This is a genomic window from Streptomyces wuyuanensis (assembly GCF_900103455.1).
GTDB lineage: Bacteria > Actinomycetota > Actinomycetes > Streptomycetales > Streptomycetaceae > Streptomyces > Streptomyces wuyuanensis.
In genome coordinates this window covers 166,835-191,740 of the sequence record NZ_FNHI01000003.1, presented here as the reverse complement: position 1 = coordinate 191,740, position 24,906 = coordinate 166,835, and the positions used below count along the sequence as shown (strand labels likewise).

Sequence of the window (24,906 nt, the reverse complement as noted above, 5' to 3'; positions counted from 1 at the left end):
GTCCTCATGACCACCCCGCACGGCTACTCGCCGCCGCCGTCCGGCTTCGGCGGACGGCGCCCCACCGCGACCGCGCTGTACGGGCCGCACCTCGACGGCGACGCGATGCCCGCGCTGTACGAGGAACTCCGCAGGAACCACGGCCCCGTGGCCCCCGTCGCCGTCGCACCGGGCATCGAGGCCTGGCTCGTCCTCGGCCATCGCGAACTGCTCCGGCTCGCCCGCGACGAACAGGACTTCTCCCACGACCCGCGCCGCTGGAGCCTGCTGCGCGAGGGCAGGGTGCCGCCCGACTCTCCGATCCTGCCGTTCGTCGGCTGGCGGCCCGCGCTGCTGTTCGCCGACGGCCAGCAGCACCGCCGGATGAGGGCCGCGGTCTCCGACGCGCTCGCCGGGATCAACGGACACGAGCTGCGGCGAGGCGTACGGTCCGCGGCCGAGGAGCTGATCGCGTCGTTCGCCGAGCGCCGCAAGGCCGACCTCGTACTCCAGTACGCGCGCAGTCTCCCGCTGCAGGTCATCACCGGACTGCTCGGACTGGACGAACGGACCGGCGGGCGGCTCGTCCACGCGATCTCCGGCCTGGTCGCCACGACCGTGGACTCCGGGAGGGCGAGCAGACGGATCAACGCGATCCTCCTCGCACTGATCGAGGAGAAGCGGTCCCGCCCCGGCGACGACATCACCTCCGCACTGCTGCACCACCCGGCGCGCCTCACCGACGAGGAGGTGCTGCACAACCTGGTGGTGATGTTCGTCGCCGGCCACCAGACCACGGTCAACTGGATCGCCACGACCCTGCGCGTCCTGCTCTGCGACCCCGCGTTCCGCTCCTCGCTGACGGGTGGTCACCTCACCGTCGACGACGCACTCGACCTCGTGCTGTGGCGCTTTCCGCCCACGCAGAACTTCCCCGCCCGCTACGCCACCCGCGATCTGCGTTTCGGCGGCCAGTCCATCCGGGCCGGCGACATGCTGATCCTCGGGCTGGCCGCCGCCAACGCCGACCCGGCCGTGCTGCCCCCGGGCGGGCCCGTCACCGGCAACCGCTCCCACCTCGCGTTCGGCGCCGGGCCGCACACCTGCCCGGCCCAGGACCCGGCCCGGCTGATCACCCGTACCGCGGTGGACACCGTCCGGCACCGGCTGCCGGATCTGGAGCTGGCCGTCGAGGAGTCGGAGCTCACCTGGGTCTCGTCCCCCTGGAGCAAGGGGCTCGCCGCCCTCCCCGTCAGGTTCACCGACCCGCAGCTGCCCCGGGCCCCGGAACCGGGCGCGCCGGCCCGCACCACCCGTCCCGGCCACCCGGCCGCCCCGCAGACAGGAGAGGCCCGTTGAACACGTCACCGAGCGTCCCACACAGGATGGATCCGGCCGGCGGCTGCCCGCACGCCGACAATGCCCGGCTGCTGGCACGGGGCGCGGTGGCCCCGGTCGTCCTCCCCGGTGACGTGGCGGGCATGGCCGTCCTGGGGCACGACGCGCTCAGGGAGTTCCTGGCCCACCCCGATGTGGCCAAGGGCGCCGAGCACTTCACCGCGCTGCGGGAGGGCCGGATCGCCGACGGCTGGCCGCTGAAGACCTTCGCCACGGTACGGGGGATGACCACGGCCGACGGGGACGACCACCGCCGGCTCAGGGCGCTGGTCGGCAAGGCCTTCACCACACGCCGGGTCGCGGAACTGCGCCCCCGGGTCGAGGCGGTCACGGCCGGGCTGCTGGACGGCCTCGGCCGGGCAGCCGCGGAGAACGGCGGCGTCGCCGATCTGCGCCGGCACTTCGCCATGCCTTTGCCCATGGGGGTGATCTGCGAACTCCTCGGTGTGAACGCCGAGCACCAGGACCGGCTGCACCACCTCTCGAACCAGGTCGTCGCCACGGACATCGGCCCCGAGGAGGCGATGGCCGCGAACCGGGAGCTGGTGGACGTGCTCGGCGCCGTGGCCGCCACCCGGGCGAAGGAGCCCGGCGGCGATCTCACCAGCGCGCTGATCGCCGCCCGCGAGGAGGACGGCGACCGGCTCAGCGGCCACGAACTCATCGGCACCCTGCTGCTGATGATCATCGCGGGCCATGAGACGACGCTGAACCTGATCACCAACGCGGTCCGTGCGCTCTGTGCGCACCGCGACCAGCTGGAACTGGTCCGATCGGGCCACGCGACCTGGGCGGACGTCGTCGAGGAGACCCTGCGCTGGGACAGCCCCGTGAGCTACTTCCCGTTCCGCTACCCGACACGGGACCTCACCGTGGACGGCACGGTCATCCCGAAGGGCACCCCGGTCCTCGCCGGATACTCGGCCGCCGGGCGGGACCCGGCGGCGCACGGACCCGACGCGGACCGCTTCGACGTCACCCGGGTGTCCGGTTCCCGCCACCTCTCCCTCGGCCACGGGCCGCACTACTGCCTCGGGGCGCCGCTCGCCAGGATGGAGGCGACCACCGCCCTGGAGCGGCTGTTCGCCCGGTTCCCGGGACTGGACGTGGCCGTTGCGGAGCCTGAGCTGGCCCGGCATGCCAGTTTCGTGGGGAACAGCGTCCGGGACCTTCCGGTGCGGCCCTTTCCGTAGACGCGGACGGTTGTGGGTGACCCGGGAGCCGGGCCACCCGTACGGACCAGTCCGACCGCCCCCGTCACCCGTGTCCGGAGCAGGCTGGAGTGGTGCCGGGTACCGGAAGTGCTTCGGCGTCGACGGAGAGGGAGTCAGCATGGCCGGACGGTTCGAGGGGACGGCCGTGATCGAACGGCCGATCGAAGAGGTCTTCGCCTTCCTCGCGGACGGCGAGAACGACCGGAAGTTCAGCCCCCGGGTGCAGGAGATGACCAGGGTGACCGACGGTCCGACCCGAGTGGGCACGGTCTATCGCAGCAAGGTCAAGGACGCGGGCATGACCACCTCGCGCGAGTTCCGGATCAGCGAGTTCGACCCGCCGCGCCGAATCCGCTGGACGGAGGTCTCGAAGAACCTGGTGACGGCCCCCGAGGGCGGGTACGACCTGGAAGCCGTCGACGCCGGGCGGACGAGGCTCACGGTGTTCAACACCCTGGAGGGCCACGGTCTGGGCAAGCTGCTGGTCGGACTCGCGCTGGGTGCGGCGCGCAAGGACGCGGACGCCTTCGCCCGGCGCATCAAGGCGGCGGTCGAGGCGTCCTGAGAGCGCCGGCGCGCGCTCCGCGGCGCGGGGCCGTGGCGCTCCCCGGCCGGGCACGGGGCCCGTGCCCGGCCGTTTTCCCATCGGCCTCGGCCTCAGCCGGTCGTGGCGGGCGACGAATCGAGCCGCAGCCGCAACTGCTTCTCACCGTCGCCCGACACCGCGTGCTCGACCTCGACCGCGAAACCGGTGGTCATGGCCCGTGCCAGCCGGTCCACCGCCGCGTACGAGCCCGACAGCTCGGCCCCCACGGGCCCGTGGAGGGCCGTGGCCGCAACGGATCCGGCCGTGTCGGCGGGTGCCACGTCATAGGTCGCCGACCAGATCGTCGGGTGGCCGGTCCTTCCCTCCTGGTGGGGGTGCTCCTCGGCGTCCCGGTCACAGGGGTAGGCCGCGAGCAACGCGGCGAACACGGCGTCGGCGTCCTCGGGCGCGCCGGTCAGCTGTACCGATACTTCCTCGTGCCTGTCGATGACGGCCACGGTGATCCCCGTCCTCTCTCATGCTGGGACGTCCCACTCCAAGGTCGCACTTCCCGGCCGCGAGAGCACGCGGCCGGGGCGGGAGAACGCGCGGCCCGGGGGAGCGGGGTGGGCCCGGGTGGGCGGGGCGGCCGCTGAAGGGTCCACGGGCGGGGCGGTGCTCGGCCCGCAGCGTTCGCGGCCGTCCGGCCCTGGTGGACCACCGTCGGGCGGCGGCTGCCCGTCCCGCGCCGCTCAGCCGGTGTCAGGCAGCTCCCGGGTCCGCGTCCAGCGCAGCACCTCGTCCGCACCGCGGGTGTTGACCACCCACGAGTCGGGCACCCCGCACTCCTCGGCCCGGGCGCAGCCGTTGATCTGCCAGTCGAGCTGGCCCGGGGCGTGTGCGTCGGTGTCGATCGTGAAGAGCGCGCCCGCCTCCACCGCGCGCCGCAGCAGCCGGCGCGGTGGATCCAGCCGGTCCGGGCGGCAGTTGATCTCCACCGCCGTACCCGACTCGGCGCACGCGGCGAACACCTCGTCCGCGTCGAACTCCGACTCCGGCCGCCCCCGCCCTCCGTCACGCCCTCTGACCAGCCGTCCCGTGCAGTGCCCCAGGACATCGACGAGCGGATTGGTGACCGCGGCGACCATCCGCCGGGTCATCGGCCGCGACTCCATGCGGAGTTTGGAGTGCACGGACGCCACCACCACGTCCAGCCGGTCGAGCAGTTCCGGCTCCTGGTCGAGCGAGCCGTCCGGCAGGATGTCGCACTCGATGCCGGTGAGCAGCCGGAACGGTGCCCACGTCCGGTTGAGTTCGGCCACCACGTCCAGCTGCTCCCGAAGCCGCTCCGGGCTGAGCCCCCGTGCGACGGTGAGCCTGGGGGAGTGGTCCGTGAGCACGGCCCACTCGTGCCCGAGGGCGGCAGCGGCGCGCCCCATCGCCTCGATGGGGCTGCCGCCGTCCGACCAGTCCGAGTGGAGGTGGCAGTCCCCGCGGAGCGCCGCGCGCAGCCGTGCTCCCGGGGCGTCCTCGTCGGGCCGCCCGCCCGCCTCCTCCTCCAGCCGCCGCAGATACGCCGGCTGCTGTCCGTCCAGGGCCTCCCTGACCACCTGGGCGGTCTTGGGCCCGAGCCCTCGTACGGACTCCAGCGAGCCGGTCGCGGCCCGCTCGGCGACCTCGCGCTCGCCCAGCGCCGCGACAGCCGCCGCCGCCGTGCGGAAGGCGCGCACCCGGTACGTGGGGGCCCCGGACCGCTCCAGCAGGAAGGCGATCCGGTCCAGTGCCTCCTCGGGGTCCACGGCCGGACGTCCGCTAACGCGCGCCGCGGGACCGAGGCGCGGACGCCGGTCCGAGTGCGGAGAAGCCGTGTTCCGGGCGGGCGCTCGGAGTCCCGTGGTCCGTTGTCATCACTCCGCCCTTCCCCGCCGGTCCGTTCGCTCCATCGTCCGCCCGCGGCCACGCACGGGCGACCGACGACCTTCCGAACGGGTCACGAGCGACCGACGAACTTCCGCGCGAGCCTGTCACCCAGCGTCACGGCGGCCCGGTGCGACTCGATGGGGGTGACCTTGGAATCCCGGAACAGGATGTACGTCACGCCGGAGTTGACGCCTCCGACGGCCGGGTCGGGATCTATGCCCAGAGCACGGGCGGTGGCGTGCGAGGCCTCGCCGATGAGGTCGCTCGGTCCGGCGTCGCCGACCACGGCGTACACGACCCGGTCGCGGTAGATGACGGCTGCGACGGTCCCGCCGCGGATGCGCGAGTAGTTGTAGTCCCACAGCGGACTCACCGTCGGTACGACGATGAACGGCAGGTCCGCGGAGTCCAGCGGGTATCCCTCGGAGTCCCAGTAGGCGGTCTCCGGCTGCCAGTACTCGTCGGTGTCTGGGTTGCACTCCGGGCTGCTCAGGCCGTCGCAGTCGATGTCGAGATCGGACTTCCAAAAGACCACCGAACTGGTGCCGCACACGGGTATGGACTCCTCCTGGTCCGCGTCCGTACGGAACAGGCCGTCGGATATCTGTGTGCAACTCCTGACCTTGGCCAGGAGTTCGCGCGCGGTCACGGAGCCTTCCGAGGCGTGACGGGCGGTGGCGGTGGCGGGCAGAACGGCCGCGACGAGCAGTGCCGCGCCGCACGCGGCGACGGACTTGAAGCAAGGGGACACGGGGCGTTTCCTCCGGTTCGGGGGCGGCGGCCGCGGTCAGCGGCCGCCGCGTATGTGGTGGGCGAGCCGGTCCAGGAAGACCCGCTGGCCCGGGACGAGCAGCTCCGCCGCGCGGCCCAGGGGGTACCAGCCGACCCGGTCGACCTCCGGGAACTCCGCCGGTACGCCGGACCGAGGTGGCCACTCCATCGAGAAGGTGCCGGGCACCACCGAACGGGGATCGAGGTCGCCCTCGACCGCCCAGACGGTAACGGTCTTGCCGCCCGACTGGCGGCTCTCACCGAGCGCGATGCGCTCGCCGTCCGGGGCCGGCAGCCCGAGCTCCTCCTCGAACTCCCGCCGTGCTGCCGCCTCCGGCTCCTCCTCCGGGCCGTACTCGCCCTTGGGAATCGACCACGCGCCCTCGTCCTTGGCGGCCCAATAGGGGCCTCCCATGTGCCCGATCAGCACCTCGAGATCCGCCGCGGTGCCCCGGAACAGCAGGAGACCGGCGCTTCGCTTGCCCGACATGCCGCCGAGTCTGCGGGGGGCCGACGGCCGCCGCCATCGGACCCGAGAGGCGCCGGCCGCCGGGTGAACGGCCTCGGACGGGTTCACCCCTGGGAGTGGGCCGGTCCGGCCGGAGCAAGGGGGTCTAGCCCAGGAGAGTGGACAGGTCGACGCTCTCGCCGGCCGGGGGCGTCTCGGTCGGGACCGGCTCGTCGAAGTCCGAGAAGTCCACGGTCGCCTTCGCGGCGCCGGCGCTCGTGACCACCAGGCGCACCGGATACGGCTTGCCCTCGGTGGCGACGTACAGCGTGATCGTCCGGCCCGCCAGATTGCCCGACACCGGGATGGCGTCGACGCCGTCGACCTTCGTCTTCTTGCCCTTGGTGAGGTCGACGTCGCTGGTGGGGACGCCGGTGAGCCGGTCGACGAACGTGTCCAGATCGCAGACCTCGGTCATGCCCTTGAGCAGCCCGTTGTCCGTCGTGCCGCGCAGGTACCGGTCGCCGACCAGTTCCTTGACGGTGTCGCCGCCGCCCGGCACCTGGTTCTTCCAGAACGCCGCGTCCGGCTTCATCCACACGGTCTCACCGCGTTTGACGATCTCCACGGAGCCCTCGTCGCCCATGCTGACCGTGCCGGCGCAGTTGCCCGCGCGGTCGAGGGCGAGGTCCAGTTCGTTCGGCGAGCCCGGCTCGCGCAGGTCGCCCTTGCTGCTGATGTGCACCGACTGGGCGCCGACCAGAGCCTCACGCGCCTTTTCCGCGATCTGCCGGGCCGTGAGCGTCTCGATGTCGTCGCCCGCGTACGCCGTGCCGCCGGCCGCCAGGGCGATCGCGAGGAACGCCGCGGACGACGCCCGTGTCCAGGTCCTGCGGCGATGTGGGCTCACGTCGTCTCCCGGGAAACGCGACCGGCCGGGTGATCCGCCGTTCCCGAGACTACGCCGCGGGGGGCCCTGCTGCCCGTTCGGGTGAATCGCCGACCGGTGGTGACGGGAGGGAGCCGGGCCACGTGACGCCCGGCGGCGGCCGGGCGTCACGTTGCGCCGCCGCCCCGGGCACGGCAGGGTCGTAAGTGCGGCCGAAGGAGGACACAGCCATGGCCATCGCCAGTGTGAATCCCGCGACCGGCGAGACGCTCAAGACCTTCGAAGCCATCGGCCCCGAGGAGCTCGAGAACCGCCTGGCCGCCGCCCACGCGACCTTCCGTACGTACCGCACGAGCGCGTTCTCCGAGCGGTCCCGGCTCCTGAAGCGCGCGGCCTCGCTGCTGGAGGAGGACCAGGAGGACATCGCCCGCACCATGACGAGCGAGATGGGCAAACCGCTGGTGGCGGCCAGGGCCGAGGCGGCGAAGTGCGTGAAGGCGATGCGCTGGTACGCCGACCACGCCGAGGAGCTGCTGGCCGACGAGCACCCGTCCGACGCCGACGTGAAGGACTCGGGCGCCTCCGGTGTGACGGTCCGCTACCGGCCGCTCGGCGTGGTGCTGGCCGTGATGCCCTGGAACTTCCCGCTCTGGCAGGTCGTGCGGTTCGCGGCCCCCGCGCTGATGGCCGGCAACACCGGGCTGCTCAAGCACGCCTCGAACGTGCCGCAGACCGCGCTCTACCTGGGAGATCTCTTCCACCGGGCCGGCTTCCCCGACGGCTGCTTCCAGACCCTCCTCGTCGGCGCGGGGGCCATCGAGGGCGTGCTGCGCGATCCGCGGGTCGCCGCGGCGACGCTCACCGGCAGCGAGCCGGCCGGGCGCTCGGTCGCGGCGATCGCCGGTGACGAGGTCAAGAAGACCGTCCTCGAACTCGGCGGCAGCGATCCGTACGTGGTCATGCCGTCCGCCGACGTGGACCGGGCCGCGCGGGTCGCCGTCACCGCCCGGGTGCAGAACAACGGGCAGTCGTGCATCGCGGCCAAGCGCTTCATCATCCACGAGGACGTCCACGACACCTTCGCCGAGCGCTTCACCGCCCGGATGGAGGCGCTCTCCGTCGGCGATCCCATGGACGAGTCCACCGACGTCGGACCGCTGGCCACCGAGCAGGGCCGCGCCGACCTGGAGGAACTGGTCGACGACGCCGTACGGCGCGGCGCGCAGGTGCTGTGCGGCGCCGGCCGTTCCGGGGACCGGCCGGCCGGCTGGTACTACCTGCCGACGGTCCTCACGGGGATCACCCCGGAGATGCGGATCCACCACGAGGAGGCATTCGGCCCCGTCGCGACCGTCTACCGCGTCTCCGGGCTGGATGAGGCCGTGAGCGTCGCCAACGACTCTCCCTTCGGCCTGAGTTCGAACGTCTGGACCCGTGACGCCGGCGACATGGAGCGGTTCGTCCAGGACATGGAGGCAGGCGGGATCTTCTTCAACGGGATGACCGCCTCGCATCCGGCGATGCCCTTCGGCGGCGCGAAGCGGTCCGGCTACGGGCGCGAGCTGTCCGACCACGGGATCAAGGAGTTCTGCAACATCACGACCGTCTGGACCGCCGCCTGAGGCGAACGCCCCGAGCGGGATCACCGCCCGGGCCCCCGCCCGGCCCTCCACAGGAGCACCGGCCATGAATCCCGCGCGAAGTCACGGGCGCCGGGACCCGCGCGGGCCCCGCACCGGCATCCGCACCGTCACCGACTGCTGCCGCCCCGGGCTTCGTCGAGGCGGATGCGTACCGGGCCGCCCCCGCCGTCCACCCCGTCCGCCCAGCGCGCCCCCAGCGGTGCCGAGCGCTCCGGATCCGCCGGGCGCGGCAGACGCTCCCGGTGGAGCGTCCGCCCGTCCTGGGAGACGGTCACCATGGGCCGTACGACCCGCCGACCGGTGCGGAGCAGCAGCCGTAGGCCGGTGTCCCGCGGCACGATCAGGTTCGGCGCGGCCCACCGCAGGGCGCCTTCGGCTGCCACCGGCACCCTCGCTCCGGGCCACCGGCCGTCGGCGAGGAACCGCCGGACCGCGCCCGAGGCGCGGCTCCCCTCGAACGCCGCCGCGGCGGCCAGCTCGGCGCCGTGCAGGACGTTGCCCACCGCGAAGACGCCGGGCCGGGCGGTGCGGAAGTCCGCGTCGACCGCCGGTCCGCGGGTGCCCGCGTCGAGCGGGACGCCCGCGCTCCTGGCCAGTTCGTGCTCCGGGACGAAGTCGCCCGTGAACACGACCGTGTCACAGCGGACGACGGCGGCCCGGCCGTCGGCGCGGAGCAGAGCCACCCCGGTGAGCCGCCTCCGGCCGATCAGCTCCGTCACGACCGTGCCCGACAGCACCGGAACGGGCCGCCGCAGCGCCGGACGGAGACCCGGGCCGGAACCGTCGGTCACCAGGGCGACGGGTTCGGCGTCCGCGCTCCGCAGCGTGTGCACGGCGGCAAGGGCCACGGGTCCTGCCCCGACGATCAGCGCCCGGCCGCCGAGACGCAGCCCGTGCAGGTGCACGGCCTGCTGCAACTCGCCCGTCGTCCACACCCCTTCGGGCCGGCCGCCCGGCACCAGCCGGGCGCTCCTGGGCCGTTCACGTGCACCGGTGGCCAGGACCACCGCCCGCGCCGTCAGTTCCTCCAGCCCTTCCCGGCCCGTCGCCTCCACGGTCAGCGGCCCGGACCAGCCGGTGACCATGACACCGGTGCGCACGGCCGCCCCCGCCCGTACGGCCGCCCCGGTCCAGTGCCGGGCGTAGCCCGGACCCGTCATCGGCCGCCACAGATCGCGCAGCCCGAATCCGCCGCGGGCACAGTGGCGGGGCACTCCGCCCGCCTCGGCATCCCGCTCCAGCACCTCGACGGCTCCCGCTCCGGACGCTGCCAGCGCGGCCGCCGCGGAGAGGCCGGCCGGTCCCGCGCCCACGACCAGCACGTCCACCGTGCGCCGCTTCACCGTCCGGCCCCGAACAGCCGACGCACGGCCGCCCCGCAGGAGAACCCCTGGCAGCGGCCGCCGCGGGCAAGGGTGCGTCGCCGCAGACCGTCCAGCGTGGCGGGCGGGATGTCGCCGGCCAGCGCGTCCCGGATCTCCCCGCGGGTCACCCGCTCGCAGTGGCACACGATCGTCCCGTACTCGGGGTCGGCGGCGATCAGGCGGTCGTCCCGGTAGGGGCGCAGGGACGCCTCCCCGATGTTCGGCATGCGCACGGGAGCGAGCGTGCGCGGCGCGCCGAGTGCGAGCCCGGTGTCGGCCAGCAGGTCCACCACGTGCGCGGCGATGGCCATGGACGCCGTCAGCCCGGTCGAACGGATTCCGCCGGCCGTGACGTACCGCCGGTCCGGTCGGGCGTCGATGCGGTAGTCCTCCCGGCCGGTCGCGGCCCGCAGTCCCGCGTAGACGGCGGTGACCTCCTCGTCGAGCAGCTCCGGCACGATCCGGCGGCCCTCCTCCCTCAGCCGGGCGATGCCGTCCGCCGTCGTGCCGGTGGCGGTCTTGTCGTCGAGGTCCTCGGCCGTGGGCCCGAGCAGCACGTTCCCGTAGACCGTCGGCGACACGAGCACTCCCTTGCCGGCCGCGGTGGGCACCGGGAGGAGGATGTGCCGGACCAGGCCGCGCGCGAACTTGTCGAAGACGATCAGCTGACCGCGTCTCGGTGTGACGGTGAACGTCTCCGGGCCGAGCATCCGGTCGACGTCGTCCGCGTGGAGACCGGCGGCGTTCACCAGGAACCGGGTGCGCAGCGGGCCCCGGGCCGTGTCCACCAGGTGCAGCCCGTCCGCTGGACGCACCCCCGCCACACGGCAGTTCAGATGGAGCGCCACACCGGAACGCACGGCCTGGGTTGCGTAGGCCAGGGTGGTCGTCCAGGGGCAGACGATGCTCTCACCGGGGACGGCGAGGGCGCCGAGGGCTCCCGGCCCCAGGCGCGGCTCCCGGGCGCGCAGTTCGCCGGCACCGATGACTTCGGTGTCGTCGCAGCGGTTGCGCTTCGCCTTCCCGGCCAGCCCGGGGAGGGCCGCGAGCTGGTCCTCGTCCCACGCGACGAGGAGCGCGCCGGTCGGCTCCAGCGGGATGCCGGCCTCCTCCGCGTACGCGGTGAGCCGCCGTCGGCCGTCGTGGACCAGAGCGGACTCCAGCGAACCGGGCACGGCGTCGAAACCCGTGTGCAGGATCGCCGTGTTGGCCTTCGACGTGCCGTCGCCGACGTCCCCGGACGCCTCTACGAGGGCGGTCCGCAGCCGGTAGCGGGCCAGTTCCCGGGCGATCGCCGTGCCGACCACACCGGCACCGACCACCACGACGTCGAGGACGCCGTCGTCCACCGGCCCGGCCGTGGTGACCGTCATGACACGTCCGACACGCCCGGCACGCCGGCCGGGCTTCCGCCCGACGCGGGTGCCTGTGCCCGTGCCCGTGCCTGCGCCTGTGCTTGTCCGGGTGGGAGCGTGGCACCGGCGGCCGGACCTGCGGGTTGCGGGGCGGCCCGTGCGGTGAGGGCGTCCACCGCGGCGCGGAACGAGGCCAGCCGCTCCTGCGCCACGCCGGCAGGAACACGGGGCTCGTACACGGCCGCCGGTTTCCGGTCCGGCACGGCGTCCGGCACGCCGAGAGAGGGATCGACACCGAGCCGGGCCACCGCACCGACTCCCAGCGCCGTGGCATCGGACAGTGCCGAGACCTCGACCGGGCGCTGGAGCAGGTCCGCCTGTGTCTGCATCAGCAGGGCCGACCGCGTGAGCCCGCCGTCCACCCGCAGGGACGAGAGCGGCGCGCCCGTGTCCGCGGCCACGGCGTCGGCCAGCGCGACGACCTGGGCGGCGATGCCCTCGCACAGTGCGCGTACCAGATGCCCGGCGCCGGTCTCCAGCCCCAGGCCCGTGAGCGATCCGCGCAGATCGGCGCGCCACCAGGGCGCGGCGAGTCCGGCGAGCGCCGGGACGAAGGTGACACCGCCGGAGTCGGGGACGGACGAGCCCACCCGGTCCAGGTCCGCGGCCCCGGCGACGATGCCGAGATCCGTCAGCCAGCGGACCGCTGAGGCGGCCGTGTAGACCTGCCCGTCGAGGCAGTAACTGGTGCGTCCGCCGAGCCGCCACGCCACACAGCTGACCAGGCCCGAACTCCCGCGCCGCGGCCGGTCACCGGTCTGTGCGAGCAGGAACGCCCCTGTTCCGTACGTGCACTTGGCGGTGCCCGGCTCGGTCACTCGCTGGGCGAGCAGCGCCGCCTGCTGGTCCACGAGCAGTCCGGTGAGGGGCAGTTCGGGTCCGAACGCCGAGGTGGTGCCGACCGGGCCCGCGGCGTCCACGACGCGCGGCAGCCGCTCACCGTCCAGCCCGAAGATCTTCAGGGCCCTCGGTGACCACTCCACCCGGTCGAGGTCCAGCAGCTGGGTACGGCCGGCGGTGGCCGCGTCCGTGACGAAGGCACCGGTCAGCTGGTGCACCAGCCAGGCGTCGCTGGTGGTGACCACGCCCTCGCGGGTCGTCTCCCGGCGGATCCAGGCCATCTTCGGCGCCGCGAAGTACGGATCGAGCGGCAGCCCCGTGAGGTCGCGCAGCTCCTGCGCCTCGTCCTCGCCCAGTGACTCGCAGACGGAGGCCGCCCGCCGGTCCTGCCACACGATCGCGTCGGTGAGCGGCGTGCCGGTGACGGGGTCCCAGGCGAGCACCGTCTCACCCTGGTTGGCCAGACCGACGGCGGCGACCGGCTCACCCGCCTCGGCGAGCGCCTGCCGCCCCGCGTCGACCACCGACGCCAGCAGCCGGGCCGGGTCCACCTCGACCGTCCCTCCCGGGCCGTAGCGCGGGCGGACGTCCGCCGATCCGGAGCCGATCACCCCCCGCTCGGGGCAGACGACGAGCGCCTTGGTGCCCGAGGTGCCCTGGTCGACGGCGAGCACGGGGGCGGTGGTGCGGGGCTCGGCAGACACCATGTCCTGTCTCTTCGGTAGGTACGGCCCGGTCACGGCCGGCGGCGGCCGTGACCGGGTCGGCGGCCGTGGGTGTGGACCGGTCAAGTGATCACCGAAGGCCAGCCTGACCCCGGGCCGCGGTCCCCGTCAAGGCCCGCAAACCGTTCGGCGAGAACTACTGACGCTCAGTCAGTTTCCTTGCCGGAGCGAATAGTTGCGCAAGATCCGAAAACCTGTGCCCACGGAGTGCTACCGCGCCTACACTGATCGTCGATCAACAGCAGGACGCCCCGGCGGTCACCCGCCGTCAACGCCCCCACCGTCCTGGAGGACCCATGACGACGCACGACGACTCCGGATTACGCAGGGAACGCAGCCACATGACGGTGGCCGGCGACCCCGCCGGGGAGAGGTGATGGTCCATGACCACTTCCGCCCCCTCTACCACCCCGCAGGCCACGACGACGCCCTGCGCGCGGCGCTCCAGGACCTGCGGACGGGGCGCTGGGTGGCGATGCGGGACCTCCTCGCCGACACCCGCGACCCGTCGCTGTGGACCCAGCGCACCCAGGTCCTGGCGGCCGTCGCGGCCGGCTCCGACGTGGTCCGCGCCTGGCAGGCGGAGGAGCCGCACAGCGTCGCCGCTTCCGTGATGCACACCAGGGTCGCGGTCGAACGGGCCGTCCGCGCACACCGGGAGGGCCACCGCCGGACCCGCGATCTGTGGCACGAGGCGTGGGACGCCTGCGGCGCCACCGCCCGTACGGCGCCCGACGACCCCGTTCCCTGGGTGTGCCTGCTCGCCCTCGCCCAGCTCGACGACCGGCAGCAGATGGAGGAGCACCGGATGGCTCCGCCCGGCCCGATGCTGCCACCGGGCCCCTGGGGGCTGCTGGCCGAGGCCGACAAGCGCGACCCCGGCAACCGCGAGGCGTACCACCGCATGCTGCAGTTCCTCTACACCCGCCGGGCCGGTGCGCTGTCGGAGGCGGTGAACTTCGTGCAGTGGGCCGCCTCCACCGCGGCCCCGGGCTCGCCGCTGCACGTCCTGCCGCTGTACGCCCGGGTCGAGCGCTACCGGAGGGAGCAGGGCCACCGCCGGGCCCTCGATCTCCACTGGGTCGCGGAGGACTCCATCCGCGACTCCGTACGGGCCCTGCACGGCTGGTTCGACCACGCGGCGTCCGCGACCAGCTCGCTCCTCGACCTCAGCCACCTCGCCCACGCGCTGTGGGGTGCCCTGCACTTCGAGGAGGCCGGTCGCGTCTTCCGTGCGCTCGGGCCGTACTACACCACGTTGCCGTGGTCGCTGCGCACGGAGGAGCCGGGCGACCCGGTACTCACCGAGGAGCTCTATGTGAGGGCGCGCAGCCGCTGTCTCGCGGCGGCGCGCGACGCCCCAGTCGACTGATCCCTGCCCGCCGGATCCGGGATCGATCCCGTATCCCGTATCTCATATTCCGCATCTCGCATCTCGCGTCCCGTATCCCGGACGCCGAGGCGGCCATCCCCGGTCCCGGGTCGGCCCGGCGACCGGCCGCGTCCCGGCCCGGAACGCCCGCGGCCCCTCCCCGTCCGCTTCCCGTCCCGTCCTGGTCCCCGTCCCGAAGAGTCCGACCTGTCTCCCGGAGGTTCGTTCATGTCCCGTACCGCATGGTCCGCCCAGGACCAGGCCCCGCCCAGGGACGAGGAGGAGCGGCTGCGCGAACTCGGCTACCAGCCCGTCCTCGCCCGCCGGATGGGAGGCTTCGGCAACTTCGCCATCAGCTTCTCCGTCATATCCATCCTGTCCGGCTGCATGACCCTCTACGGCTTCGGGCTGAGCACCGGCGGCCCGGCGGTGATGATGTGGGGCTGGGCGGGCGTCGGGCTGTTCGTCCTCTGCGTCGGTCTCGCCCTCGCGGAGGTCACCAGCGCGTACCCCACCTCCGGTGCGCTGTACTACATGGCCGACAAGCTCGGCGGACGCCGCTGGGGCTGGTACACCGGCTGGCTCAACCTCCTCGGACTGCTGGGCGCCATCGCGGGGATCGACTACGGCGCCGCCCTGTTCACCGGCGCGTTCCTGAACCTGCGGTTCGGCTTCGACCCCACCCCGGGATCGACGTTCGTCATCTTCCTGTGCATCCTGCTGCTGCACGCCACGCTCAACCTCTTCGGGGTACGCCTCGTCAGCGTGCTCAACTCGATCAGCGTCTGGTGGCACCTCGCCGGTGTCGCCGTGATCGTGGGCGCCCTCGCGATCGTGCCCGACCACCACCAGTCGCCCTCCTTCGTGTTCACCGAGTTCGTCAACGACACCGGCTGGGCCAACCCGTTCTACGTGGCGGCGATCGGGCTGCTGCTAGCCCAGTACACGTTCTCCGGCTACGACGCGTCCGCCCATCTGTCCGAGGAGACCTCCAACGCGTCCGTGACCGCCGCGCGCGGCATCGTCCGCGCCATCTGGGTCTCCTGGCTCGCGGGATTCGTGCTGCTCGCCGGGCTCACCTTCGCCATCCAGGACTACGCCGGCGTCCAGCAGAGCGCGACGGGCGTGCCGCCCGCCCAGATCCTCCTGGACGCGCTCGGCACGGCAGGTGCCTCCGCGCTGCTCCTCGTCGTGATCGTCGCCCAGCTGTTCTGCGGAAACGCCGAGGTGGCCGCCGCCAGCCGGATGGTGTTCGCGTTCAGTCGCGACAACGCGCTGCCCGGATCGGCACTGTGGCGAAGGGTCAGCAGCCGTACTCAGACGCCCGTTCCGGCCGTGTGGCTCTCCGTCGCCGTCGCCGCGCTGCTGGCGCTGCCGTCGCTGTACTCCGCCACGGCGTACGGGGCCGTCACCGCCATCAACGTCATCGGCATCACTCCCGCCTACGCGATTCCCATCTATCTGCGGTTGCGCGCGGGCAAGCGGTTCCAGCCGGGACCGTGGCAACTCGGGCACTGGAGCAGGCCGATCGGCTGGACCGCCGTGTGCTGGGTCGCCTTCGTTACGGTGCTGTTCTGCCTCCCGCAGTCCTCGCCGGTCAACGTCGGCTCCATGAACTACGCCTCCGTCGCCCTGGTCGTCGTCCTCGTGCTGGCCAGCGTCTGGTGGTACGTCGCGCGCCGGTCGTACAGCACCCCGGCCGCGTACGGCAACGCGCGCGAACAGGCGGAGATCGCCGAGGGCATCGTCTGAACGGGCCCTCCGGCCCCGTACCGCACCCACCCTCCGACGGCCGGCCCGGGCCCGCACCGGGCGCCCCGACCGGCCGTTCGCCGCGTGCGATCCGTGGGCAGTAAGAGGGTCAGCGAGTCGCAGGCGAGGGGCAGGGAGCACTCGATCATGGACCGGCAGACCGACTGGCAATTCCTCGACGACCGGGGCCATCTGGCCACGACCGACCGGCGGCCCGAACGGGTCGTCACCTACATCCAGGCCGGAGCGACCCTCTGGGAGCACGGCATACGCCCGGCCGGACTGTTCGGCTCGAACCACGACGGCGACGGGCCCGACCCGGTCAAAGCCGGGTCCCTGCCGCTCGACGGCACGGACTATCTCGGCTCGGGCGCCGCGCTCGACGCCGACGCGCTGCTGCGCGGCGACCCCGATCTGGTCGTCGCCGTCACCTACGGCGGAGGACAGGTCTACGGACTCGATCCGGACACGGCGAAACACGTAGAGGAGCGGGTGCCCCTCGTCGTGCTCGACGTCGGCCAGGGACAGTCGCTCGGCGACGTGCGCGCCCGGTTCGCCGCCCTCGCCAGAGCTCTGGGGGCCGCCCAGGACACGGCGGGTGCCATAGCCCTGGCCCGCGCCACCGCCCGGCTGCGGGCGCTCGCACACGACAGCGCCGCCCGCCCGGCACTACTGGCCCTTTCGCCGGCCTCCGCCGACAGCGCCTACCTGGCAAAGCCGCAGTCCTGGCCCGACCTGAGGGAACTCACCGCATTCGGCCTCGACCTGGTGTCACCGCAGGGCGGCCCCGGCACCAACTGGTTCACCGCGGACTGGCCGTACGTCGCAGACCTCGCCGCACGGGTCCTCCTCGTAGACGCCCGCGTCAACGCGTACTCGCTGGACGCCCTGGGCGACAACGCCGCCTGGCGCGAGGCCGCTTCCGGCGCCCGGGTCGTCGCGTGGAACCCCGAAGCGCCGTGCAGCGACGGCGCACACGCGCGCTTCTTCGACCGGGTGGCCGAGGCGGTGGAGGCGGCGGGGCGTAGCGGCGAGGCCGGTCGTCCCGCCGGCCGTACGGGCGTACGGAGCGGGAGTGGTACGGCGGCGATCGACCCGCCCAGCCCTCGGCCCGGCGACGCAGCGCGCCGGGCGGCCCGTGCGCGGGGCCGTGAGCAAGGAACCGGACGATGGCGGCCGCACGGGACGTGATGTCCCGGGGCGCCGCCCGGGAAGCCTCAGCGGCGGTCGGCGAATCGGTCGAGCGCGGCCAGCACCTCCGCGTCCGCCGCGTCGCTGCCCAGGTGCCCCGCGTCGCGGATCGTCACCAGCCGCGCGTCCGGCCAGGCGCGGCACAGCTCCCACGCGGTGTCGGGGGGGCTGGAGAGATCGAGCCCGCCGTGCACCAGCACCCCGGGGATTCCGGTGAGCCGTGCCGCGTTCCGCAGCAGGGCGCCCTCCTCCAGCCACGCCCCGTGCACGAAGTAGTGCGAGGCGATCCGGACGAGGGCGATCCGGGCCGCCGGTGCGCGGCCGGAGTAGACGCCTGACGGACCGTTGGGCTCCATCGAGACGACCGCGTCCTCCCAGGCGCACCAGTCGTCCGCGGCCTTCTCCCGCACCTCGGGGTCCGGGTCGTTCATCCTGCGCGCGTACGCGGCGACCGGGTCCCCCTCCCGTCCGGCCTCGGGGACCCCTGCCACGAACCGGTCCCACGCCTCGGGGAAGAACCGCGCCACGCCACGGTAGAGCCAGTCGATCTCCGAACGCCGGGTCGTCGTCACCCCGTTGACGACGATCTCCGACACCCGCTCCGGATGACGCTGGGCGTACGCGAGCAGCAGCGTCGACCCCCAGGACCCCCCGTACAGCAGCCAGCGGTCGACGCCCAGCAGTTCCCGCAGTCGCTCCATGTCGGTCAGCAGATGCTCGGTCGTGTTGGCCGTCAGGTCGGCGCCGGGGTCGCTCGCGTGCGGGGTGCTGCGGCCGCAGCCGCGCTGGTCGAACAGGACGACCCGGTAGCGGTCCGGATCGAACCGGCGTCGGGAGCCCGGCCCGCAACCCGACCCCGGTCCGCCGTGCACCACGAGGGCGGGCTTGCCGTCGGGATTGCCGCAGACCTCCCAGTACACATGGTGGCCGTCACCGGTGTCGAGCACGCCCTGCTCGTACGGTTCGATCGGCGGATAGAGCAGGGGCATGACGGCTCCTCAGGCGGTGTGGGACGGCGGGGCCCCGACCGGTCGCGCGGGCGGGCCGGGGCGCGAACGGCGCCGGCGGGCGGCGGAACGGATGCGCTCCCGGACGAACCGGTCACGGTAGCGCCTCGGTACGGCCGCGTCCCACCGTGTTTCAGCCGCGGCCCGGGGTCGGAGTGGGGAGCGCCGAGCGGGTCGCGCCGTGTCGATCGGCCGCGGTGCCCTCGGTGCCGAGGAGGACGACCGTGGTGCCGGGACCCGCCGCCAGCACCGCGCGGCGCCCCGCCGCACCGACTCCTCCGCCTTCTCGGGCTCGTTCGCCTCGGGGGCGCTTGGGTGTGCGTCGGCGGTCGGTCGTGCTCCGTCCCTCGTGCCTCGGGGCCTCCGCGCGTTCTCCCTTTCGACGCCCATGCGCCCCGCAGGGACCAGCGGACACCCCGTGGGCGGCCAGGTCGCGCGCGGCACGGGCCGCGTCCTCGGCCCCGATGGCCGCCACGGCGCCGGGGTGCACCCCCTCAGCGGCGAAGACCCGTGCCCGTACACCGCGCCGGCGGGCGGTACGCGCCACCGCCCGTCCGTGGTTGCCGTCGGTCGCCGTGACGAGCCACGACGGCGCCCCGGCCGCGGGCGGTTCGCGGTAGGGGCCGGGTGGTTCGCGGTGGGCCCGCGGCCGGTCACGATCTCCGCCGCCGCGCTCGGGGAGCAGCAGGTGGACTGCCCAGGAGACGCCGAGAGCCTTGAAGGCGGCCAGCCCGAACCGTGCCGACTCGTCCTTGACGAACACCCGCCGAGCCCCAATTCCTCTACCGACGAGTGGAGTTCCACCAGCGGCGTAGGCCGGTAGCCGACAGCCCGGCGTGGAATGCGGGAATGCCGTCGGGAGCCGGGTGCAGCGCCAGGCCCGGGCCGCGGGGCCGGGCGTACCAGGCCGGCGAGCAGGTGGTGGTCTCGGTCACCCGACCGCAGTGATCCCGCCCGTCCCCTTTCGTTCAGGGGTAGTAGCGGGCCATGCAACGGGGACGGGACCCCGACGGGGGTCGGGAACCCGACCGGGATGGGGGACGCGACCGTGAAGGGGGACGCGAACGCGACCGGGGAACCGCGGGGCCGCCTGCCGGTGTTCCGCCTCCCGGATCGGCCCTTGCCATCCCGCCCGGGGGCCGTGCGAGTGGCGCCCGAAGGAGTGCTTGTGGCGGCCGGGTCTACCGTATGTGACCTGCGAGAACGTTCAGCGGGCGATTTTCGGCCCCACTGCGTGGCGGAGCGGGCTGGGCGAGAGTGTGACCTTCTGTGAGGGACAACTGCGCGCCTCACTCAGGAGACAGCCGAGCCATGTTCGAGCTCCGTCCGTTCGACGACGACCGGCCGACGACACCTCCGAACGGGAGCCCCGCCCGGCGGGGCGCCAGTGCGCGGTCACTGCCCGCGATCGTCGTCCTCGTCATCGTGGGGCTGTTCGTCTGGTCCACCTCCACAACGGCCGCCGCGCCGGGACCACTGGGTCGGGCCGTGGAAGCGACGAACTCGACGAACTCGACGACGTCACACACCTGGGACGACTCGACGTGTGAGGACGCCCGGCCTACCAAAGTGGGCACCGAGAAGAACGACGTCATCGTCGGAACCCCCGGCAACGACGTGATCTTCGCACGCGGGGGCAACGACACGGTCTACGGACTCGGGGGCAACGACCTCCTCTGCGGCGGACCGGGCAACGACACCCTCAACGGTGACAGGGACAACGACCAGCTTTCCGGGGGACCGGGCGACGACCAGCTCTTCGGTGGTTTCGGCAACGACGACCTCCGAGGGGACTCGGGGAACGACGAGCTTCGCGGTGAGACTGGCAACGACGAGCTTTCCGGGGGCTCGGGCAACGACAGGCTCTCCGGTTTCCTGGGCAACGACGCCCTCTACGGCGGCGAGGGCAACGATCTGCTCCGCGGCGGGAGGGACAACGACGACCTCTACGGCGGCAGGGACAACGACCAGCTCTTCGGGGAGGCGGGCGACGACTCACTGGACGGCGGACCGGGCCGCAACACCAACAACGGCGGATCCGGACTCAACACGTGCGTCGACCCGAGTGACGGCCCCGGCTGCAACGACTGAACCCGGGCGTGCCCGGGCCGGGTCCGCCGGCGGCCACTGCGGCCCGGAGGCGCCGGCAACGTGCGCCACGGCGACGCCGTCGCGATGCTTCGGAGCCTCCGGGACCGGCAGGCGAAGCGCCCGCGCGCCCCGTGCATCAGCCGTCCGTGGTCTCCGCTCGCATCGGTGGCGCCGAGGGCGTCCCGGCCACGGGCCCGAACAGCACCGCCCGTGCCACTCTCGGAGCGAACAGCGCGGTCAGGGGCCTGGTGAGCGTCAGCACGGAGCGGAACACCGGGCCCACGAGCACCGGATCGCCCACGTACCGCTGCTGGACCCGGTCCAGGTACCAGCCGACCGGGCGGTCCACGGCCCGGGAGGCGACGGCGTTCCCCACCGCGCCGGGCATGGCCCGGTCGGCACCCGCGGAGATGTCCCAGGCCTGGCGCGAGGCGTCGAAGAGCGCACGCTGGACCCGTAGGGTCGTCGGCCTCCGACGCGGGTCGGCGAGCGCGTCGCGCAGCGCCACGGCGCTCATCGCGGCGACCGACATGCCCTGACCGTAGATCGGGTTGAAGGTGCACAGCGCGTCCCCGGTGGCGAGGAACCCCGCGGGGCGCCGGCCCCGACGGTCGTACCTGCGGCGCAGGTTGGCCGTCGACCGGAAGCCGTACGCCGGCGTCTGCGGCTCGGCGGTGAGCAGCCACTCGTGGAGGAACGGGTGGGGGAGACGCGCCGCGAAAGCGGTGAACCCGGCGTCGTCCGTGGGCGGTTCCTGACCGCGGAGGCCCGCGAGCGCCACGAGGTGATTGCCGTCCTCCAGGGGCAGCACCCCGCCCGCGTACGTCTGCGACGGGTTCGGGTAGAACCAGTACGCCAGCGCCTCCGTGCCCAGATGGGCGCTGGTGTTGCGGTAGATGCGCGAGGCGTACGCCTGCCCGGTGTCGATGGTCTCCTCCTGCGGCGGCTCGGCCCCGATGGCCGCCAGCCACCGCGAGGCGCGCGAGCTCCGTCCGGAGGCGTCCACCACCAGGTCGGCCGCGAGCGTGCGCGGCTGCCGCGGTGGCGCGCCGTCCGCGGTCCCGTCGGTGCCGCCTCGCTCCCGCAACAGCACGCCCCGGACCCGGGAGGCATCGCCGGCCAGCCCGACGGCCTCCGCGGACTCGACGGTCGTGATCACCGGATTGGCCAGCACACGCCTGCGCACCAGCTGCTCGACCTGGGCGCGGGAGCCGGTGTGGATGTGGGACGTCGGGGCCGTCCGCCGGAACCAGGTGCCGCTCCACGCCACCATGTCCTCGGGCATGCCCACGCGGGGCGCCCCGGCCGCCCGCAACTCGGCGGTGAAGCCCGGCAGCAGGGAGTCCAGTGCCAGCTGCCCGCTCTCCAGGAGCACATGGGCGTGCCTGCTCTGCGGCACACCGGAGCGCGGTTCCGGGCCCTCCGGGAGGCGGTCGCGCTCCACGACGGTGACCCGGTCGGCGTGACCGGCGAGCACGTGCGCCGCGAGCAGCCCCGCGAGGCTCCCCCCGATGACGACGGCGTGGCGCCCCTTCGAGTGCCGGCCCCAACTGGTCTCTTCGCGCCCGTGGTTCACCCTGTCCGCCCCTCGTGGTCAGCGAGTCCGCCTACGTTTGACCAGTATCCCCGGCGGCGACGGGGAGATCACGGGCGCCGAGCCGCAGATGCTCGATGTGGTACACGGCCTCGTCCAGGAGCTGGGCGACATGGTTGTCGTAGAGGCTGTACTCGATCCGGCGACCCTGTCGCGTGCCGGTGACGAGCCCCAGCGCGCGGAGCAGCCGCAGTTGGTGGGAGACGGCGGACTGCTCCATCGCGACCGCCTCGGCCAGCTCCGTCACACCGCAGGGGCCCTGCCTCAGCCGGGTGAGGATCATCAGGCGGGAGGGGGTGGCCAGCGCCTGGAGTGTGGCGGCGATGGTGGCGGCGGAGTCCGCGTCCAGATTGGCCGCCGGGGTGGCCCGGCCGTCGGCTCCATGTCCCATGGGCCACATCGTAACCGGATGGTCCAAACGTATGAATGAAGACCTCTTCATGTGTTCCGCTATGGTGGCGTGGTCCGCCGGTGCGGGCGGTCCGTGCGGCCCTGCCCGGCCGGGACGACACGGGCCCATCCGCACGGCGCGGCCCGAGACGGCCCCAGGCGATCACGAGACGAAGAGGTGTGCGCCCCGATGCCTTCCCCGGCGCTCGACAGGCGGTCCTCCACCGCGCCCTCCACGGCACCCCCGCGCCCGGCGAGACGCGCCACGCGTCTGCCGGAACTGCCCGAGGTGCGCTGGGCGGCCCTCTCCGCCGTCGCGTTCCTGTGCGCCTTCCCCCTCGATCTGGCCGGTGGCCCCGTGTGGATCTGGGGCCCGCTGTACGCCCTCTGCTACGCGGCAGGCGGATGGGAGCCCGGGTGGGCGGGACTGCGCGCGCTGCGCGAGAGGACCCTCGACGTGGACCTGCTGATGGTGATCGCCGCGATCGGCGCCGCCGCCATCGGGCACTACCTCGACGGCGGGCTCCTCGTCGTGATCTTCGCGGTGTCCGGCGCGCTGGAGGCCCTGGCGACGCGGCGCACCGCGGACTCCGTGCGCGGACTCCTCGATCTGGCGCCCGCCCGGGCCGTACGGGTCACGGGCGCCGGCGAGGAGACGGTGGACGTCAGCCGGCTGGCCGTCGGCGACACCGTTCTCGTGCGGCCCGGGGAGCGGCTCCCCGCAGACGGCACCGTGCTGCAGGGCGCGAGCGACGTCGACCAGGCCACCATCACGGGCGAACCCCTGCCCGTCGCCAAGTCGCCGGGGGACCAGGTCTTCGCCGGCACGCTCAACGGCAGGGGCGCGCTGCGCGTCCGGGTCGAGGCCGACGCCGCCGGCTCCGTCATCGCGCGGATCGTCGCCATGGTCGAGGAGGCGGGAGGGACGAAGGCGCCCACGCAGCGGTTCATCGAGAAGATCGAGCAGCGCTACTCGGCCGGCGTCGTGGCCGCCACGCTCGCACTGCTCGCCGTGCCGCTCGCGTTCGGCGCGGACTTCACCCAGACGCTGCTGCGCGCCATGACCTTCATGATCGTCGCTTCGCCGTGCGCGGTGGTCCTGGCGACGATGCCCCCGCTGCTCTCCGCGATCGCCAACGCCGGACGCCACGGTGTCCTCGTCAAGTCGGCCGTGGTCATGGAGCGCCTCGGGGAGGTGAACCGGGTCGCGCTCGACAAGACCGGCACCCTCACGGAGGGCGCGCCCCGGGTGACGGGCGTGCACGGACTGGCGCTGGAAGGGACCGAGGTGCTCGCGCTGGCCGCCGCGGCCGAGCACCCCAGCGAGCATCCGCTCGCCCGCGCCGTGGTCGCCGCGGCCCGGGAGAGAGGCCTGGAGCCCGGCCCTGCCGAGGCGTTCGTGTCGGAGCCGGGTCGTGGAGTGCGCGCGATGGTGCGGGGCCGGGAGGTCCGCGTCGGGAGCCCGGCGTCGCTGCTGACCGCCGCGTGCCCGGCGGTCGACGAGGCCGAGCGCAGCGGTCACACGGCCGTGGTCGTCCTCGTCGACGGCGAAACCGCCGGAGTCCTCGCCGTCACCGACCGGCTGCGGGCCGGTGCCCCCGCGGCCGTCGCCGCCCTTCGGGGGCTCACCGGCACCGCGCCGGTGCTGCTGACCGGAGACAACGAGCCGGCTGCGCGGCAGATCGCGGCGGAGAGCGGCATCTCCGAGGTGCTGGCCGGACTCCTGCCCGAGGACAAGGCGGCGGCGGTACGGGCCTGGGAACAGGCGGGAGAGCGCGTCCTCGTCGTGGGCGACGGTGTCAACGACGCGCCGGCGCTGGCCGCGGCGCACTCCTCGATGGCCATGGGCCGGGCGGGGTCCGACCTGGCGCTGGAGACGGCCGACGCCGTGGTCGTACGTGACGAACTCACCACCGTGCCCGCCGTGGTGGCCCTGTCCCGCCGCGCCCGCCGCATCGTCGTGCAGAACCTCGTCATCGCCGGCGCCTGCATCGCGGTGCTGGTCGTCTGGGACCTCGCCGGCCGGCTCCCACTGCCCCTGGGCGTGGCGGGGCACGAGGGCTCCACCGTCCTGGTCGGCCTCAACGGCCTTCGTCTGCTGCGGGAGTCGGCGTGGCGCAGGGCCGCCGCGCCGCCCGCGCCGGACCGGTCCTCCCGGGGATCGGTCCCCGGCGCCCCGGACGAGTGCGCCGGCCCGGATCGGCACTCGGGCAGGTCGGCCCCGGGCGCTCCGGACGGGTCCGCCGGCCCGGCGGCCCCGAGCACGCCGGAACAGCCCGCCGGCCTGGCAAACCCGGACCCCCCGGCGGCGTCCTCACGGTCGTGATCGACGACTTCGGCCCCGCCCCGTACGACGGCGCCGACGAGGAGGTCAGGC

The 24,906-nt window shown here is 73.7% G+C and carries 20 protein-coding genes and 1 pseudogene; 9 read left to right on the top strand and 12 right to left on the bottom strand.

Going from position 1 to position 24,906, the window contains the following annotated elements; genetic code table 11:
• The first annotated feature begins 6 nt into the window (after positions 1-6).
• From BLT82_RS06310 to BLT82_RS06300, 3 genes are all read left to right on the top strand, one after another.
• Positions 7-1,338: a cytochrome P450 gene (locus BLT82_RS06310; RefSeq protein WP_093652837.1), complete on the top strand. Its 1,332-nt coding sequence runs from the start codon at positions 7-9 to the stop codon at positions 1,336-1,338.
• A 26-nt stretch (positions 1,339-1,364) separates the two neighbouring features.
• Positions 1,365-2,570, top strand: coding sequence for a cytochrome P450 family protein (locus tag BLT82_RS06305; protein ID WP_093652836.1), 1,206 nt, complete (start codon positions 1,365-1,367; stop codon positions 2,568-2,570).
• 139 nt (positions 2,571-2,709) lie between these two features.
• Positions 2,710-3,156 (top strand): SRPBCC family protein, encoded by a 447-nt coding sequence (locus tag BLT82_RS06300; RefSeq protein ID WP_093652835.1) that lies wholly within the window; start codon positions 2,710-2,712, stop codon positions 3,154-3,156.
• 92 nt (positions 3,157-3,248) lie between these two features.
• Here the strand turns inward: BLT82_RS06300 and BLT82_RS06295 are convergent, their stop codons facing one another.
• The 5 genes from BLT82_RS06295 to BLT82_RS06275 all read right to left on the bottom strand — a co-directional run bounded on the left by BLT82_RS06295 (position 3,249) and on the right by BLT82_RS06275 (position 7,166).
• Positions 3,249-3,635: a hypothetical protein gene (locus BLT82_RS06295; protein ID WP_093652834.1), complete on the bottom strand. Its 387-nt coding sequence runs from the start codon at positions 3,633-3,635 to the stop codon at positions 3,249-3,251.
• 234 nt (positions 3,636-3,869) lie between these two features.
• A complete protein-coding gene (locus BLT82_RS06290; RefSeq protein WP_093652833.1) occupies positions 3,870-4,916 on the bottom strand; it encodes a PHP domain-containing protein in 1,047 nt (348 codons plus the stop codon).
• 191 nt (positions 4,917-5,107) lie between these two features.
• The gene (locus BLT82_RS06285; RefSeq protein WP_093652832.1) at positions 5,108-5,788 is read right to left on the bottom strand and encodes a glycoside hydrolase family 75 protein; all 681 of its coding nucleotides are present in this window, start codon (positions 5,786-5,788) and stop codon (positions 5,108-5,110) included.
• Positions 5,789-5,824: 36 nt separating this feature from the next.
• On the bottom strand, positions 5,825-6,298 hold the full coding sequence (locus tag BLT82_RS06280) for an NUDIX hydrolase (RefSeq protein WP_093652831.1): 474 nt from the start codon (positions 6,296-6,298) through the stop codon (positions 5,825-5,827).
• Between the two features lie 124 nt (positions 6,299-6,422).
• Positions 6,423-7,166 (bottom strand): LolA-like protein, encoded by a 744-nt coding sequence (locus BLT82_RS06275; protein ID WP_093652830.1) that lies wholly within the window; start codon positions 7,164-7,166, stop codon positions 6,423-6,425.
• A 209-nt stretch (positions 7,167-7,375) separates the two neighbouring features.
• Here BLT82_RS06275 and BLT82_RS06270 point away from each other — a divergent pair, with 209 nt between their 5' ends.
• Positions 7,376-8,767 (top strand): NADP-dependent succinic semialdehyde dehydrogenase, encoded by a 1,392-nt coding sequence (locus tag BLT82_RS06270; RefSeq protein WP_093652829.1) that lies wholly within the window; start codon positions 7,376-7,378, stop codon positions 8,765-8,767.
• Between the two features lie 128 nt (positions 8,768-8,895).
• Here BLT82_RS06270 and BLT82_RS06265 read toward each other — a convergent pair whose 3' ends face one another.
• From BLT82_RS06265 to BLT82_RS06255, 3 genes are read right to left on the bottom strand one after another with little or no spacing between them, the layout of a single operon-like run.
• Positions 8,896-10,131 (bottom strand): FAD-dependent oxidoreductase, encoded by a 1,236-nt coding sequence (locus BLT82_RS06265; protein ID WP_093652828.1) that lies wholly within the window; start codon positions 10,129-10,131, stop codon positions 8,896-8,898.
• The gene (locus BLT82_RS06260) at positions 10,128-11,525 is read right to left on the bottom strand and encodes an NAD(P)/FAD-dependent oxidoreductase (protein WP_093652827.1); all 1,398 of its coding nucleotides are present in this window, start codon (positions 11,523-11,525) and stop codon (positions 10,128-10,130) included. Before BLT82_RS06260 ends, BLT82_RS06265 begins: the two co-directional genes overlap by 4 nt.
• Entirely contained in the window at positions 11,522-13,114 is a 1,593-nt protein-coding gene (locus BLT82_RS06255) for an FGGY family carbohydrate kinase (protein ID WP_093652826.1), read from the bottom strand. Before BLT82_RS06255 ends, BLT82_RS06260 begins: the two co-directional genes overlap by 4 nt.
• Positions 13,115-13,508: 394 nt before the next feature.
• On the opposite strand from BLT82_RS06255, the gene BLT82_RS06250 reads away from it, so the two are divergent.
• The 3 genes and pseudogenes from BLT82_RS06250 to BLT82_RS06240 all read left to right on the top strand — a co-directional run.
• Complete coding sequence (locus tag BLT82_RS06250; RefSeq protein ID WP_093652825.1) at positions 13,509-14,504, top strand: hypothetical protein; 996 nt, start codon at positions 13,509-13,511, stop codon at positions 14,502-14,504.
• 228 nt (positions 14,505-14,732) lie between these two features.
• Positions 14,733-16,256 carry an amino acid permease gene (locus tag BLT82_RS06245; protein ID WP_093652824.1) on the top strand — a complete coding sequence of 508 codons (1,524 nt, stop codon included), beginning with the start codon at positions 14,733-14,735 and terminating at the stop codon, positions 16,254-16,256.
• A 147-nt stretch (positions 16,257-16,403) separates the two neighbouring features.
• Positions 16,404-17,276 (top strand): annotated as a pseudogene (locus tag BLT82_RS06240) (ABC transporter substrate-binding protein); the annotation flags it as partial.
• A 197-nt stretch (positions 17,277-17,473) separates the two neighbouring features.
• Here BLT82_RS06240 and pip read toward each other — a convergent pair.
• Both pip and BLT82_RS06230 read right to left on the bottom strand, forming a co-directional pair.
• On the bottom strand, positions 17,474-18,436 hold the full coding sequence (gene pip, locus BLT82_RS06235) for a prolyl aminopeptidase (protein ID WP_093652823.1): 963 nt from the start codon (positions 18,434-18,436) through the stop codon (positions 17,474-17,476).
• 151 nt (positions 18,437-18,587) lie between these two features.
• Positions 18,588-19,217, bottom strand: a complete 630-nt coding sequence (locus BLT82_RS06230; RefSeq protein ID WP_167745973.1) for a pyridoxal-phosphate dependent enzyme — start codon at positions 19,215-19,217, stop codon at positions 18,588-18,590.
• A 548-nt stretch (positions 19,218-19,765) separates the two neighbouring features.
• Between BLT82_RS06230 and BLT82_RS38540 the strand changes: the two genes are divergently transcribed.
• Complete coding sequence (locus tag BLT82_RS38540) at positions 19,766-20,545, top strand: calcium-binding protein (RefSeq protein ID WP_093652821.1); 780 nt, start codon at positions 19,766-19,768, stop codon at positions 20,543-20,545.
• A gap of 136 nt (positions 20,546-20,681) precedes the next feature.
• Here the strand turns inward: BLT82_RS38540 and BLT82_RS06220 are convergent, their stop codons facing one another.
• Both BLT82_RS06220 and BLT82_RS06215 read right to left on the bottom strand, forming a co-directional pair.
• Positions 20,682-22,121, bottom strand: coding sequence for an FAD-dependent oxidoreductase (locus BLT82_RS06220; protein WP_093652820.1), 1,440 nt, complete (start codon positions 22,119-22,121; stop codon positions 20,682-20,684).
• Between the two features lie 31 nt (positions 22,122-22,152).
• Positions 22,153-22,530: an ArsR/SmtB family transcription factor gene (locus tag BLT82_RS06215; protein WP_093652819.1), complete on the bottom strand. Its 378-nt coding sequence runs from the start codon at positions 22,528-22,530 to the stop codon at positions 22,153-22,155.
• Positions 22,531-22,719: 189 nt separating this feature from the next.
• Here BLT82_RS06215 and BLT82_RS06210 point away from each other — a divergent pair, with 189 nt between their 5' ends.
• A complete protein-coding gene (locus BLT82_RS06210; protein WP_143041474.1) occupies positions 22,720-24,855 on the top strand; it encodes a heavy metal translocating P-type ATPase in 2,136 nt (711 codons plus the stop codon).
• Positions 24,856-24,906: the final 51 nt, after the last annotated feature.